We start from the raw sequence: 13,392 nt of genomic DNA on the forward strand, positions 1-13,392 counted from the left end.
GGGAATATGCCAGCAGAATATGCGCTCAGCAACATCTGGATGGGAGTCGGGGTCGTTGTCGCCCTGTTTGCCGTTTTCTATTACGTGGGCTGGTGGGCCAGCCGAAAAACGTCCAGCGAAGAGGACTTTTATGCAGCCGGCTTTTCCATCGGCCCGGTGACCAACGGTCTGGGCATGGCTGCCACCTGGGCGAGTCTGGCCACATTTTTAGGGGTTATCGCCCTGATCCAGAAGCTCCAGGTTCCCTTTGTCTACCTGTGGATCCAGTGGTCCATCTCCATTCCGCTGCTGACCCTTTTGTACGGCACCAGCCTGCGGCGCATGAAGGCCTTCACACCGGCCACCTTTATCCGGGCCCGCTACGGTAAACCCTCCACCGTCGTAATCGTGTGCTGGATGATGCTGATCATGGTCATGTATGCCCTCGGTCAGATGATCGGCCTGGGCCAGGCGTTCGAACTGCTCTTCGGCGTGCCCTATAATACCGGTCTGGTGGTGGCGGGTCTGGCCACCGTCGGGTTCATTACCATGGGCGGCATGTACGGGGCTTCCTATAACGCCGCCTTCCAGATGGTCGTCATGACCCTGGCCATGGTGGTTCCCATGGGCGCCATCATGAAGGCCATGGGGTCTTCAGGGTGGTGGTTCCCGCCTTTGGCTTACGGGGACATGGTGCCCAGCATGCTGGAAAAGATTCCGACCTTTTTTGACATGAAATATGACATCCGCTGGTACTTTGCGCTGATCCCGGCATTCACCCTGGGACCCGTTGCCCTGCCCCACCTGGCCATGCGCGTCTTCACCTCTTCCAGCGTCAAAAGCGCCCGCTGGGCGGTGGTCTGGTTTGTGCTCTTCCTCGGTCTGCTCTTTTCGGGGACCTATGTAGCCGGTTTTGCGGGCAACTTCTTCGCCGCCACCACCGGACGCGTCATTGCCAAGCCGGACCAGACCCTGTTGATCTTAAACGTGTTCTACAACCCCACCTTGGTGGCCGCATTCGTCATGGGCGGTGCCCTGGCCGCCGGTCTTTCCACCATCGGGGGCAACCTGATGGCCATCGCCGGCCTGGTGGGCAACGACCTTATGGGCATTATCGCCCCGAACATGGACAAGCAGAAGAAGATCCGCTGGGGCTATCTGGCGCTTGGTCTGGGTGGCGTGGCGGCTATCCTGCTGGCCTTCCAACCGCCCAAGTTCCTGGTTACCAGCATCCTGTGGGCGTTTGGTCTGCTGGCCACAACCGCAACCCCGGCCATCCTGCTGGGGGTGTGGTGGAAAGAGGCCAACAAGCTGGCCATGATGATCTCATCCGTCGTCTGCGGCGTTCTTTACATGGTGATCTCCCCCTACGTACTTCCCAGCATCTGTGTGGGCAAGGGACTGGTCGCAGCGTTGGGCATGTCCGGCGGCATGGTGACGGTACCGCTGAGCTTTGCCATGTTCATCCTCCTGTCGATTGTCTTCAACCGGATGTCGGCCCTGTCGGACTATGCACCCACCCTGGCGGACAAGATGGTCATCGACCGCATTCATGGCTGGGGCGAGGAGTATGAGGAGAGCCGCTACAACGGGATCACCGTCCCGATCATCATCTCCATCGTCTGTATTGCCGTGTTTTTCTGGGGCCTGCAGCCCTGGGCCTGATGGGTGATCGATGCTGACCCGCGTCGAGCCGGGGGAAGCGTCGGCCGACCGGTTCTGAATTGCAGCAGAGACAGCCGATGCAAACAAAAAAACGGCCAGGAATCGGTCAACATCCAGGCTGATCACCTTACGGGCACACGACCAGCGGCAGCCCGTTGACAGTGTGCCCGTAAGGGCGTCGATCGTGGCCATACGCGACGTGCGGGCCCGGATGTTGACGTCACTTTGCAAAAAAGGGAGGCAGCCGCCTCCCTTTTCTGGTATAGGGGGTCAAGCATGCAGGCGGTGGGAAACATTTCGATAAAAGGGGCGGCCATGAACTACGTTGGGCACATGTTGCGGGTCCTGAAACTGGACCCCGGCGTTTTCAGGGTGCTGGCCGCAACCCAGCTGCCCATGCGCTACTGCATGATCAATGTGACCCTTACGGGATTGATCTACGGCATGGCATCCGTTCATTTCGCCGCCTTCGTGCTGGGCCGGCAGGACGGTGCAGCGCTCTCATTCAATCCCATCATGCTCCTGCTGCTGGGTGTTTCGCTGGCGTTTATCATGCACGGCGGTCTTGCCCTTTTCGTGTGGGTTTTCTGCCGCGGCGTCGGCGGCAACCCGCAATTCATGCCGGTCTATCTCTTTATCGGCACGGCCGCCATTGCACTTTGGCCCTTGGCTCCGGCGGTGTCCGCGCTGCAATCGGGCGTTTCAGGACCGGGCTTGACCTTCTATTCCGCCGTGGCCGCGTTTTATGCTGCGGCGGTCATCTTTGTTGCCGTAAGGGCCGCTTCGGGCCTCTCGCTGGTCAAGATGTGGCTGGCCGCCGCGGCAACGGTTGTCTATGTGGGCTGTTTTCTTTACCTGTGGTTGTGAGGTCGCCGGCACATCGGTCGGGCCTTTCGCCCCTGTTGGCTGAATGGCTGACACCATGGCCATGACCCGCGGGAGAACCATGATTTTCGGCTACCATCAGTATTTCAAAGCCTTTGCCGATGTCTCCAAGGCCATCCATTCCGGTTTGGAGACCCAGGAGATCCTGGAACGCATTGTGACATCCATCACCGCGGTCATGGCCGCCAAGGGGTGCATCTATTGGATCGTCAACCGCGAGGCTGGGTGCATCGAGCACAAGGTTTCCAGCGGGTTTGACTACCGCAGCCTGTCCGGGGTGGATCTGGCCACCCTGGAGGCCCTTTTCCCGGCCGATGCCGATTCCATGGTGTTCATCGCCGATGCCCGCTGCGATGAGCGCCTGCCCGACCTCGAGCGGCTCGGCAAGCGCCGCGTGGTGTCGATCATCGGCATGCCCGTGGCGATCGTGCCCCCCTATGGCGGGATCCTGGCCGTCTACTTCGGCGTCAATCGCGACCTGAGCCGCCCCGAAGTGGAATTTCTTCGGGCACTGGGCGAGCAGGGGGCCATTGCCCTCCACAAGGCCCTGCGCTATGATGAACGGCTGCTGGACACCTTTCGCCAAACCGTTGAAGGACTGGCCCTGGCCCTGGAAGCCAAGCATCCCGAAACCCACGGCCACTCCCTGAATGTGGCCCGGCTGGCCAGAATCACTGCCCGCAAAATGGGGTTGACCGAGAAGCAGGCCCACTCCCTGTACCAGGCCGGGCTGCTGCACGACATCGGCAAGATCGGCACCGGCCGGGAGATTCTGGGGCGCCTGGGACGCCTTTCCGCCGGGGAAATGGACCTGATCCGCATGCACCCGGTGGTGGGCGCCAATATCCTGCGGCCGCTGGCGTTTCTTGCCGAACTCATCCCCATGGTGCGCCATCACCACGAACACATCGACGGCAGCGGCTATCCCGACGGTCTGAAAGGCGAGGCCATTCCCCCCGGTGCGCGCATCCTTGCCGTCTGCGATGCCTTCGAAACCATGATCGCCGGCCGGGCGGGCATCCGGCCCATCGGCCTGGAAGATGCCGCCGTTCAATTGAAAAACAGCGCCGGCAGCCGTTTCGACCCGCAGGCAGCCACGGCCCTGGTGGCCGCTGTGCGTGAAAACCCGGATGCCATGCAGGGCCACATGCGTTCCGACGCCGAACTGGCACGCTTTGAAATGCTGTTCCGGGACCATCGGGGGTTGGACAGCCTGGCCGCGTGGTGCTCGACGAGCTTTTAACCTGCGACCAGGCACCCGCGGAGGCTTTACACGAAGGTTCAAGATAGATTTAATCCATCACCACCAAAGGAGGATTGATATGGCTGATACCGTTATTGTTGACATGCTTGAAAATCACATCGCAGAGATCACCCTGAACCGTCCGGACAGCCTCAATACTTTCACGCTGACCCTGGCATCGGAGCTTACCGCCGCGCTGCAGCAGTTGGACGGCGACCCGGCGGTGCGGGTCATCATCCTCAAGGGAGCGGGCAAGGCCTTTTGTGCCGGCATCGATGTGGGGGATTTCTTCGGCAAGAGCACCCTGGAATACCGGGACTGGATCGAGTGCATGGAGACACCCCTGATCACCATCAGCCGCATGAAAAAGCCGGTGGTTGCCCAGGTTCACGGCGTGGCCGCGGCCAACGGGGCCGGTCTGGTGGCCGCATGCGATCTGGCCGTCGCCGCCGACAACGCCAAAATGGGGTTGACCGCCATCAATGTCGGCCTTAACTGCGTGGGCCCGGTGGTGCCGGTGACCCGCTCCGTGGGGCGCAAGCGGGCCATGGAACTGCTGCTTTACGGTGAATTGGTCAAAGCGCCGGCCGCCCTTGAGATGGGGTTGATCAACAAGGTGGTGCCGGCCAACGACCTGGAGATGGAAACCCGGCGCTGGGCGGCCGTACTGGCCGACAAGAGCCCTGTTGCCGTGCAGATCGCCAAGTCGGCCTTCTATGCCGCTGCGGACCTGAATTACGACAAGGCCTTTGCCTACATGAACGAAGCCTTTGCCCGGCTGTGCTCCTCCGAAGATGCCAAAGAGGGCGTCTCCGCCTTTCTGGAAAAGCGCCGGCCGACGTGGCAGGAGAAGTAGCCTGAATGAACCCCTAAAAAGCCGTTCGCCCCACAATGGTGACGCGAAAAAAATGGCGGCCTCCTTCGACATTCAGATGAAAGTGCCCTTCCACGACCTGGACCCCATGCAGGTGGTCTGGCACGGCAACTACTTTAAGTATTTCGATGTGGCCCGTTTCGGACTTTTCGATTCGGTGGGTGTCGACTTGTACGGATACCTGCAGCGCCGCAAAATGGTGTTCCCCGTCACGCGATCTTCCATTAAACACATTCTGCCCCTTCGGTTTGACGACACCTTCATCTGCCGGGCGACCGTGGTTGAAGCCCGCTACAAGATCGCGCTGGATTTCGAGATCCGCCGCCCCGGCACCGGCGAGATCTGCACCCGGGGAAGGGGTGAACAGGTGGCCGTAACCCTGCCGGACATGACCCTGGAGTTTGAAATCCCGCCGGAGATCACCCGGGCCTTGGGGTTCTGAGCATGGACCGGACCTTCTCCCTTGCCCTCGCGGCCGGCTGTGAGCGGGTGGTTGCCTGGGCGGACCTGCTCGATGAGATCAACGTCTTTCCCGTTGCCGACGGTGACACGGGCCGCAACCTGAAAATCAGCCTGGCCCCCCTTGGCGGTGCCAACGGCGGCACATGCGCACTTTCAGCGGCGCTGCTTCAAGCAGCCACGGGAAACTCCGGCAATATCGCGGCTGCATTTTTTTCACGCTTTCTGTCGACGGCGCGATCCGGCCCCCTGCCGCTTTCGCTTTCAACCGGCAGGGATGCTGCCTGGCAGTCCGTGGCCGATCCCAGGCCCGGAACCATGCTGACGGTGTTCGACGCCCTGGTGCAGGCCACCGCGCAATGGCCCGCCATGATTTCCAGAGCGGCCGTGGATGCTGTCGTCACCCATCTTGACGGGGCCGTCCGCGCCACTGCACAACTGCTTCCCGAACTGAAACGCGCCGGGGTGGTCGATGCCGGTGCCCTGGGCATGTTTATCTTTTTCGAAGGGTTTTTTTGCCGGCTGGAACGTGAAAAGGCGGATCCGGTGCCGGTGTCCGAGCGCTTTGCCGGACTGCTCGAAGTGGCGGCGGATGTGCCGGGCGGACAATTTGCAGGCTATTGCGTGAATGCAGTCATCCGTTCGCCGGAATCGGCCCACCTGACAACCGTAGCCGCCGGCCTGGGAGAAAGTGTGGTGGCCGTTGCCGACGGCGAGTGCCTCAGGCTGCACCTCCACACGCACAATCAGGAGGCCGCCCGCTCCCAAGTCGAGATCCTGGGAGAGATAGTCGACTGGCAGATCGAGTCCATGGAAACCCGCGCACCCGGGCGATTTGCAGCGGCCGAGGCTGGCGGCGTCCACATCATGACCGATGCGGCCGGTTCCATTGCCCGGGAAGAGGCCCGCGCACTCGGCATCACCCTGCTGGACAGCTACCTGCTGGTCGACGACCAGCGCGTTCCGGAAAGCCTGTATGATGCCCGCAAGCTCTACAGCGCCATGGCTGCCGGCCGGCGGGTGTCGACTGCCCAGGCGTCGGTTTTCCAGAAGCATCAAAGCTACCAGAGCGTTCTGGGGCGCTACGACCGGGTGCTCTACCTGGCCGTGGGCTCGGTTTACACGGGCAACTTCGCTACGGCCAACCGCTGGCGGGAGTCCAGCCCCGCCGCGCATCGGTTGACGGTGATCGACACCGGCGCCGCCTCCGGGCGGCTGGGGCTTGTCAGTCGCCTGACGGCCCGGTTTGCCCGGTCGGGCGCATCGCTGGAGGCGGTGGCGGCGTATGCCCGTCAGCTCATCGACAGCTGCGATGAATTGATTTTTCTGGAACAGCTCAAATACCTGGCCGCCGGCGGCCGAATATCCAAATCCAAGGGGTTTTTCGGCGATCTTCTTGGCATCAGGCCGGTGATCAGGCCCGCGGCCGACGGTGCGGTCAAGGCCGGCACGGTCAGACAAACAGTCGAGCAGGTTCCGTTTGCGCTGGGTCGATTGAAACAGCAGTTTACATCCGGCGATCGGTTGGCTATTTTACTGGAGTATTCAGACAATGAGCAGCGGGTGCGTAACGCCATTTTACCTGAAATCCAGCTGCAATTCCCGCGGGCGCAGATCTCGGTGAGCCGCCTTTCCCTGACCTCCGGCGCGCACATGGGGCCGGGAACCTGGGGGGTAGCCTTCTGTCCCGATTAATGCCTGTCCATCTGCAAACGGCATCCGGTGGACCAAGCCTGGACCTCAATGTGCCAATTGTGAATGGATCCGGATACCAATAAAAGCGTTTAAGAGGAAAACCCATGAAGCAGACCCGAATGATTGTGGTGTTGATCGTGGCTGCCGGCCTGACGGCGCTCTCCGGCTGCGCCTATGTGAATGTGAAATCCCCCCTGGATACGAACCTTGATCGGACCACCCTGGGTCAAAAGACAGGTGTGGCCGAGGCGCGCAGCATCCTGTGGCTGTTTGCCTGGGGCGACGCCAGCTATGCCGCTGCCGCCGCCAACGGCGGTATCACCACCATGCGGCATTCGGACCAGGAAGTGTTCAACGTTCTTTTCGGGCTGTATACCCGCTGGCGGGTGGTGGTCTATGGCGATTGATGCAGCCCCTCGGGGGCGTTTCAAGGCCGCCCTGATTGCGCTGGCCATAGCTGGCGGCCTGACCGGCTGCGCAACGGGGCCGCTGGTGGGTTTGGTCTATACCAACGTGAAGCTGCCTTTGACCCTTGACCTGAAGGAGACCCCGGTGCCGCTGCGTCCGCCCGATTCCGATCGCATCATCGAGATCAAGGAACCGTTCACCGGTCTGGGCATGTATGCCCGGGTGAGCACCAATGCCATCGGGGAGATCGCCCGGCAACACGGTGTGGGCATCCTTTACTTTGCCGACCAGGAGGTGTTCAGTATCCTGGGCGTCTGGAAAACCAATCGTGTATTCCTTTACGGGGAGGCATCCGAGGCATCCGGCGGTCCGGAAGCGCACGCGGACAGGACCAGGACCCCATGACCACGGGTTCGAAATCCACCGGGGAACCGATGGGCAAAGCCCGTTTTGCGGTGATCATTCCCACCTACAATCACGGCGGCCGGGTCGCCGCGGTGGCGCGCCAGGCCATGTCACTGGGATGGCCCGTCTTCGTCGTGGATGACGGCTCCACCGATGATACGGCGAAGATTCTCGAAAGCGTCACCGGGATCCATGTACTGCGTCATCCGCTCAACCGGGGCAAAGGGGCTGCCCTGGTTACCGGCATGCGCCGGGCCGCCGGCATCGCGGACTATGCCGTGACCGTCGATGCCGACGGCCAGCACGATCCCACAGAGGCCCTGAAATTGATGACCGCGATCCCCGCAAACCGCCGGGTCATCGTTGTGGGACGACGGGCGATGGCCGATGCGCCATGGACCAGCCGCAAGGGCCGGGCTTTCTCCAATTTCTGGGTGCGGATGTCCGGCGGGCCGATTCTGGCGGATTCCCAAAGCGGCTTTAGGATATACCCGCTTCCCGAAACGCTGGACCTGGGGGTTGTCGCCAGACGCTACCAGTTTGAGGTCGAGGTGCTGGTGCGTGCGGACTGGCAGGGCATCGCAGTGGTGGAGACGACCATTTCCGCCGATTATGGATGCAGGCTGCCCCGGATCTCCCATTTCCGCCCGTGCATCGATTTTCTGCGCAACTTCGGTGCTTTCAGCCGGCTTATCACCCGCCGGGCCTTCACCCCGTCCCTGTGGCCCGCCGCCAACCTGACCGATCGGTTCCGTTGAATCCATGAAAGCCCTATTTTACCGCATGCTTTCCCTGTTGACCCGTGTGCTCGGTCCGTGGTTTTTCAGCCTGATTTCCGGAGGCATCGCCACTGGGTATTTCATTCTCTTGCCCAGGCGGGTGGAGGTGGGCATGCGCTTCTACCGCGACCTGTTTCCCGCAAAGAGCCGGGCCTATCACCGTTTATGCACCTGGCGCCAGTTTGTGGATTTTACCCACGTCTTCCGGGACCGCCTGCTGCTGTCGGATGAGGGGAAGATTACCCACGAGTTCGACGGCCGCGAGCGTCTGCAAGCTGCCATAAAGGATAGGGGGGGGATCCTGCTCATGTCCCACGTGGGCAACTGGGAGGTGGCGGCCAGGCTGCTCAAAAGGGCGCTTCCCGACCTGCGGCTGATGCTCTATATGGGCATTAAGCAGAAGGAGCAGATTGAAGGGCTGCAGAAACAGGCCGTCCGCCAGAGCGATATCCGCATCCTGTCTGTGGATGAAGCCGGCGGGTCGCCCCTGGACATTGTCGAAGGCATCCGGTTCCTCCGCGGCGGCGGGTTGGTCTCCCTCACGGGGGATCGTGTCTGGCAGGCGGCCCAGCGGACCATTCCGGTCCATTTTATGGGGCGGACCGTCCATCTGCCCGCGGCCCCTTACGTCCTGGCAATGGCTGCCGGAGCGCCCCTGTTTGTATTTTTTGCCCTGCGCACCCAAAACCGCCACTATCGGTTTTCTGCCTCACCACCCATCCGTGTGCAGGCGGCAGACCGAAGCCAGCGCGAATCCGTTATGGCCCAAGCCGCCCAGCAGTACGCCGATCTTCTGGAAGCGGTCGTCCGGCGTCATCCTTTCCAGTGGCACCATTTTGAACCGCTGCCGGAGAATGAACGATCTTGACTGCAAATGGCAGGCCCACGCGACGGCCGCGTCGGGCAACCCAGCTATGGATTTTGACAAGGGCCATTATTTCCGCTCTCACTTTGAAATATGCTTCATTTTGTAGTAGAAGCGCATACTAAATTTATCGACGGGATAATTACCGGATGACACGCGACGAGATCGAAAAAGCAATTATCGGCATTTTCGCTGACCAATTTGAGATCGAAGACCCGGGGCTGGATGACGACCTGCGGGAGCATTACGAGTTCGACAGCATCGACGCCATCGAACTCCTGCGCGAAATCGAGATTCTCCTGAACACGCAACTGTCCCGGGAGGATAAAAAGGCGGCCATGGATATCCGCACCCTCAACCAGATCGTGGACTACGTGGCTGCACTGACCCATCGGATCGAAAAATGAGTCAAGCATTGCGGGATTAGAGAATTTCTGCAGAAAACGAACCCAATAAACCCAATAAACCCAAAACCCCTATGGAACGACGTGTCGTCATTACCGGCGGATCAGCCATTACACCCATCGGCAGCACCCGGGCCGAGATCATCCGCCATCTGACCCAGGGCATCTCCGGTGTGCGCAGAATGAAGGACGATGAACTGCTGGTAGAGCATATCCACTGCAAAGTCTTCGGTACGGTCTCCGATGCGCCGGTCTTCGATTTCGCCCGGCGGGACCGCAAAACCATGGGGCCGGTGGCTTATTATGCCTGCCAGGTGGCCAAAGATGCGTTGGCCCAGTCGGGTCTTTCCGATGAATTCATCCGCAGCGGCCGCTTGGGTGTGGCCTTCGGTTCCACCCACGGCAGTCCGACGGTCCAACGGGACATCTACCGCACGTTTTTTAGCGACGACGCCACCAAGCTGCATAATGTGGGCGCTGTGGATTATCTCAAGTCCATGGTTCATACCACGGCGGTGAACATCACCAAGATGTTTGGCATCCGGGGGCGGGTGATCAGTTCCTCCACGGCCTGCACCACGTCCAGCCAATCCATCGGATTCGGCTATGAGGCGGTGAAATACGGGTTGCAGGACGCCATGCTCTGCGGCGGCGCCGATGAATATGACACCACAACGGTGGCCGTATTCGACAACCTGCTGGCCTGCTCTACCGATTTCAACGCTGCGCCCCATCTTACCCCCCGGCCCTTCGATAAAAGGCGGGACGGCCTGGTGGTGGGCGAGGGGGCCGCTGCTGTGCTGCTTGAAGATCTGGCTTCGGCCAAAAGGCGGGGAGCGACGATCCTGGGCGAAGTGATCGGTTTTTCCTGCTACAACAACGGTGGGGACCTCATTCTGCCCAACCGGGAGGGCATCACTCTGACCATCGAACAGGGCCTGGCCAATGCGCGCATCGCCCCGGCGGATGTGGACTGGATCAGCGCCCATGCCACCGCCACCAAGATGGGCGACGTCACCGAGGCCCAGTCCATCGCCGCTGTTTACGGCGGCCGGCCGCGGGTCACCGGGCTGAAAAGCTACATGGGACACACCATGGGCTCCTGCGGGGCCATCGAAACCCTGGTGGCCCTGTACCAGATGGCCGAAGGCTTCATTGCCCCCACCTTGCATCTTGAGGCGGTGGATGACCGCTGCGCCATGCTCAATCACGTTACCGAGCTGATGGAGGCACCCATCCGGATTGCCTCAATCCAGAATTTCGCCTTCGGGGGCGTCAACACCTGCCTGTTCGTGAAGCGGTGGTCCCAATAAGAACATGAACCGCGAACACCGAACGTCCAACACCGCACGCGCAATGGAAACAAACCATCCATGGAAATGGCATCACACCCTCAAGGACCTGACCATCACCTTGATCCTGTGGGGCTACTACACGATTGGTTTTGTGATTCTATTTGCCCCGTTTTATATGTGGGCACGCCTGTTTTCAAGCGATGTGGCCCTGGCTTTTCAGCGGCTAAACGCACGCGTTTACCGTTGGTTTTTCGTTTTGCTGGATTATCTGGTTCCGAACTGCCGCCGGCAGGTGGACCCGGCGGTTAAGTCGATCCGGGGAGCGGTGATCGTAGCCAACCACGCCTCCTACCTGGATCCGATCCTGCTGATCTCCTTGTTTCCGCAACACGCCACCATTGCCAAGCGGCGGCTGTTTCACATCCCGATTTACGGCCGTATCCTGCGCCTTTCGGGCTACATTCCCTCGTCGGCGGATGGCCTGCTGGACGAGCTCATGCTGGCCAGCATGGAAAAAATGCCCGCCTTCCTATCCGGCGGCGGCAACCTAATTATTTTCCCCGAAGGCACCCGCAGCCGCGATGGGGGGGTCGGCCCCCTGAACGCGGGGGCCTTCAAGATCGCCCGGCTGTGCAAAGCCCCCATTCATGTGCTATACATGCAAAACACGGCCCGGCTCTTCCGGCCGGGGCGGTTCCTGTTCGACACCCGATTGGCCACGATCATCCGCGTGGAGCACCTGGTCTGCGTCGAACCTGGCTATGACGATCCCGGATTTTCCCTCAAGGCGTTGATGGGCAAGGTTCGCGGGATGCTTGAGGAGCGGCGCTCACATGCGCGTTAGTCGGTTGGTGCGTATGGTCGTGGAGGTATTATGAAAATCCTGCTGATGTCCATGCCTGACGCGGCACCAGTGATCATGCACGAGTCGGCCTTTCACATGCCCAGCCTGGGCATAGCCAGCATCGCAGCCAACATCGATGCGGGCCACGATGTCTATGTTGTCGACCTGATCCGCAAGCGTGTGGGGTTGAGGAAACATCTAACGCGCCTACTCAACGCCCTCAAGCCCGACCTGGTGGGCTTGTCCACCATGACCTGGCAATATGCCACCTGCGTCAAGATTCTCCACCTGGTTAAAAAACTGCTGCCGGAGACGAAGACTGTGCTCGGCGGTTATCATGCAACCCTCATGTCCGCAGAGATTGCCGCAGCGGAAGAGGCCCGCCAGATCGACTTCATGGTGCGCGGCGAGGGCGAGGAGGCTTTCCGACGCCTCGTGGCCGCCCTGGATGGCAAGGACCGTCTGACGGAGATACCCGCGCTCTCCTTTAAAAACGGTGCTGGTTTTGTGCACAATCCCAAGGGCGAGCTGCTGGATCTCTCCCGACTGAAACTGCCCCTGCGGAACAAGCGCCGCCTGACCTGGGGCTACCACGTCATGAACCGCAGCGTGGAGGTGATGGAAACCTCACGGGGCTGCACGCGCAACTGCAATTTTTGCAGTATCCGGCACATGTACGGCCGCTCCTTCCGGCCCTTTCCCATGCAGCGGATTCTGGCTGACATTGATGACATCTATTACACGCGCAAGGTGCGCCGGATTTTCGTTTCCGACGACAACCTGGTGCTGGATCCCCAACGGGTGATCCGACTGTGCGACGCCATTATCGCCCGGGGCTACCGCAACCTCTACTTTGTTGTCCAGGCCGACTGCGTCACCATTTCCCGCAACGAAACCATGGTGGAACGCATGGCCCGGGCCGGCTTCCGGTCCATCTTTCTGGGCATGGAGAACGCCTCCAAAAAGAACCTGGCCGCAGTCAACAAAGGCGATATCCTGGATGCCTCTAAAGAGGCGGTGGCGCTTTGCCATAAATACGGCATCATGGTCGTGGGGGGCATGATTTTCGGGTTCCCGGACGACGGCGAGGCGGAGATCATCCAAAATTACAGGTTTCTCAAATCCACCGGCGCGGACACCGCTTATTGCCAGATTCTCACCCCCTACCCCAAAACCGGCATCCGCCAGCAGCTGCTGGACCAGGGGCTGGTCACCAATCCGGACGATTATACGCGCTACAATGGAATGTGGGCCAACGTGCGCACCCGGCAACTCACCTCCGACCAGTTGCAGTACCTGTTCTGGTACCACAACCAGAAGATCCTGGGCTGGTGGAACCCGTCCGAACGCATCCGGAGCCAGGGCCGGCTCTGGACCGCCATCTGGCGGTATGCCTTCAAACCCCTGCTGAAGGTGATCATCGCCCGGCGGCAGCAACGAATCGGCTGGCGGGGGCGCTTCGAGCAGGAGATTAACGCCCGGGCGGCGGTGAATCGATTTGCCGACCTGGATGACCCGTAGGGATTTTTCATCGACCTTCATTTTAATTACTAAATTTATAAATAATAAAAAGTAATAGAATATAATTGACA

The 13,392-nt window shown here is 60.5% G+C and carries 14 protein-coding genes; all 14 read left to right on the forward strand.

The features are described 5' to 3' along the window. The first annotated feature begins 6 nt into the window (after positions 1–6). The 14 genes from R6V78_RS14060 (at position 7) to R6V78_RS14125 (ending at position 13,321) form a co-directional block, all read left to right on the forward strand. Positions 7–1,644, forward strand: a complete 1,638-nt coding sequence (locus tag R6V78_RS14060) for a cation acetate symporter (protein WP_410289999.1) — start codon at positions 7–9, stop codon at positions 1,642–1,644. Between the two features lie 276 nt (positions 1,645–1,920). Then, complete coding sequence (locus tag R6V78_RS14065; protein WP_410290000.1) at positions 1,921–2,511, forward strand: hypothetical protein; 591 nt, start codon at positions 1,921–1,923, stop codon at positions 2,509–2,511. A gap of 43 nt (positions 2,512–2,554) precedes the next feature. Then, complete coding sequence (locus R6V78_RS14070) at positions 2,555–3,772, forward strand: HD-GYP domain-containing protein (protein WP_410290001.1); 1,218 nt, start codon at positions 2,555–2,557, stop codon at positions 3,770–3,772. Between the two features lie 79 nt (positions 3,773–3,851). Further along, positions 3,852–4,628 (forward strand): enoyl-CoA hydratase/isomerase family protein, encoded by a 777-nt coding sequence (locus R6V78_RS14075; protein ID WP_410290002.1) that lies wholly within the window; start codon positions 3,852–3,854, stop codon positions 4,626–4,628. Between the two features lie 52 nt (positions 4,629–4,680). Further along, entirely contained in the window at positions 4,681–5,088 is a 408-nt protein-coding gene (locus R6V78_RS14080) for an acyl-CoA thioesterase (protein WP_410290003.1), read from the forward strand. 2 nt (positions 5,089–5,090) lie between these two features. Continuing rightward, on the forward strand, positions 5,091–6,800 hold the full coding sequence (locus R6V78_RS14085) for a DegV family protein (protein ID WP_410290004.1): 1,710 nt from the start codon (positions 5,091–5,093) through the stop codon (positions 6,798–6,800). 104 nt (positions 6,801–6,904) lie between these two features. Then, positions 6,905–7,207, forward strand: a complete 303-nt coding sequence (locus R6V78_RS14090; RefSeq protein WP_410290005.1) for a TRL domain-containing protein — start codon at positions 6,905–6,907, stop codon at positions 7,205–7,207. Next, the gene (locus R6V78_RS14095; RefSeq protein ID WP_410290006.1) at positions 7,197–7,613 is read left to right on the forward strand and encodes a hypothetical protein; all 417 of its coding nucleotides are present in this window, start codon (positions 7,197–7,199) and stop codon (positions 7,611–7,613) included. The genes R6V78_RS14090 and R6V78_RS14095 overlap by 11 nt, the downstream gene beginning before the upstream one ends. Continuing rightward, positions 7,610–8,371, forward strand: coding sequence for a glycosyltransferase family 2 protein (locus R6V78_RS14100; protein ID WP_410290007.1), 762 nt, complete (start codon positions 7,610–7,612; stop codon positions 8,369–8,371). The genes R6V78_RS14095 and R6V78_RS14100 overlap by 4 nt, the downstream gene beginning before the upstream one ends. 4 nt (positions 8,372–8,375) lie before the next feature. Continuing rightward, the gene (locus tag R6V78_RS14105) at positions 8,376–9,260 is read left to right on the forward strand and encodes a lauroyl acyltransferase (protein WP_410290008.1); all 885 of its coding nucleotides are present in this window, start codon (positions 8,376–8,378) and stop codon (positions 9,258–9,260) included. Positions 9,261–9,406: 146 nt separating this feature from the next. Further along, positions 9,407–9,664 (forward strand): acyl carrier protein, encoded by a 258-nt coding sequence (locus R6V78_RS14110; protein ID WP_410290009.1) that lies wholly within the window; start codon positions 9,407–9,409, stop codon positions 9,662–9,664. Between the two features lie 71 nt (positions 9,665–9,735). Beyond that, positions 9,736–10,974: a beta-ketoacyl synthase N-terminal-like domain-containing protein gene (locus R6V78_RS14115; protein WP_410290010.1), complete on the forward strand. Its 1,239-nt coding sequence runs from the start codon at positions 9,736–9,738 to the stop codon at positions 10,972–10,974. A gap of 43 nt (positions 10,975–11,017) precedes the next feature. Continuing rightward, a complete protein-coding gene (locus R6V78_RS14120) occupies positions 11,018–11,800 on the forward strand; it encodes a lysophospholipid acyltransferase family protein (protein WP_410290011.1) in 783 nt (260 codons plus the stop codon). Positions 11,801–11,830: 30 nt separating this feature from the next. Continuing rightward, positions 11,831–13,321 carry a B12-binding domain-containing radical SAM protein gene (locus R6V78_RS14125; protein WP_410290012.1) on the forward strand — a complete coding sequence of 497 codons (1,491 nt, stop codon included), beginning with the start codon at positions 11,831–11,833 and terminating at the stop codon, positions 13,319–13,321. Positions 13,322–13,392: the final 71 nt, after the last annotated feature.

The sequence above is a fragment of the Desulfosarcina sp. genome, from assembly GCF_046496365.1.
GTDB lineage: Bacteria > Desulfobacterota > Desulfobacteria > Desulfobacterales > Desulfosarcinaceae > Desulfosarcina.

Coding starts and splice junctions, on each gene's coding strand:
- R6V78_RS14060 (WP_410289999.1), top strand. CDS start 7: ATGCCAGCAGAATATGCGCTCAGCAACATCTGGATGGGAGTCGGGGTC.
- R6V78_RS14065 (WP_410290000.1), top strand. CDS start 1,921: ATGCAGGCGGTGGGAAACATTTCGATAAAAGGGGCGGCCATGAACTAC.
- R6V78_RS14070 (WP_410290001.1), top strand. CDS start 2,555: ATGGCTGACACCATGGCCATGACCCGCGGGAGAACCATGATTTTCGGC.
- R6V78_RS14075 (WP_410290002.1), top strand. CDS start 3,852: ATGGCTGATACCGTTATTGTTGACATGCTTGAAAATCACATCGCAGAG.
- R6V78_RS14080 (WP_410290003.1), top strand. CDS start 4,681: ATGGCGGCCTCCTTCGACATTCAGATGAAAGTGCCCTTCCACGACCTG.
- R6V78_RS14085 (WP_410290004.1), top strand. CDS start 5,091: ATGGACCGGACCTTCTCCCTTGCCCTCGCGGCCGGCTGTGAGCGGGTG.
- R6V78_RS14090 (WP_410290005.1), top strand. CDS start 6,905: ATGAAGCAGACCCGAATGATTGTGGTGTTGATCGTGGCTGCCGGCCTG.
- R6V78_RS14095 (WP_410290006.1), top strand. CDS start 7,197: ATGGCGATTGATGCAGCCCCTCGGGGGCGTTTCAAGGCCGCCCTGATT.
- R6V78_RS14100 (WP_410290007.1), top strand. CDS start 7,610: ATGACCACGGGTTCGAAATCCACCGGGGAACCGATGGGCAAAGCCCGT.
- R6V78_RS14105 (WP_410290008.1), top strand. CDS start 8,376: ATGAAAGCCCTATTTTACCGCATGCTTTCCCTGTTGACCCGTGTGCTC.
- R6V78_RS14110 (WP_410290009.1), top strand. CDS start 9,407: ATGACACGCGACGAGATCGAAAAAGCAATTATCGGCATTTTCGCTGAC.
- R6V78_RS14115 (WP_410290010.1), top strand. CDS start 9,736: ATGGAACGACGTGTCGTCATTACCGGCGGATCAGCCATTACACCCATC.
- R6V78_RS14120 (WP_410290011.1), top strand. CDS start 11,018: ATGGAAACAAACCATCCATGGAAATGGCATCACACCCTCAAGGACCTG.
- R6V78_RS14125 (WP_410290012.1), top strand. CDS start 11,831: ATGAAAATCCTGCTGATGTCCATGCCTGACGCGGCACCAGTGATCATG.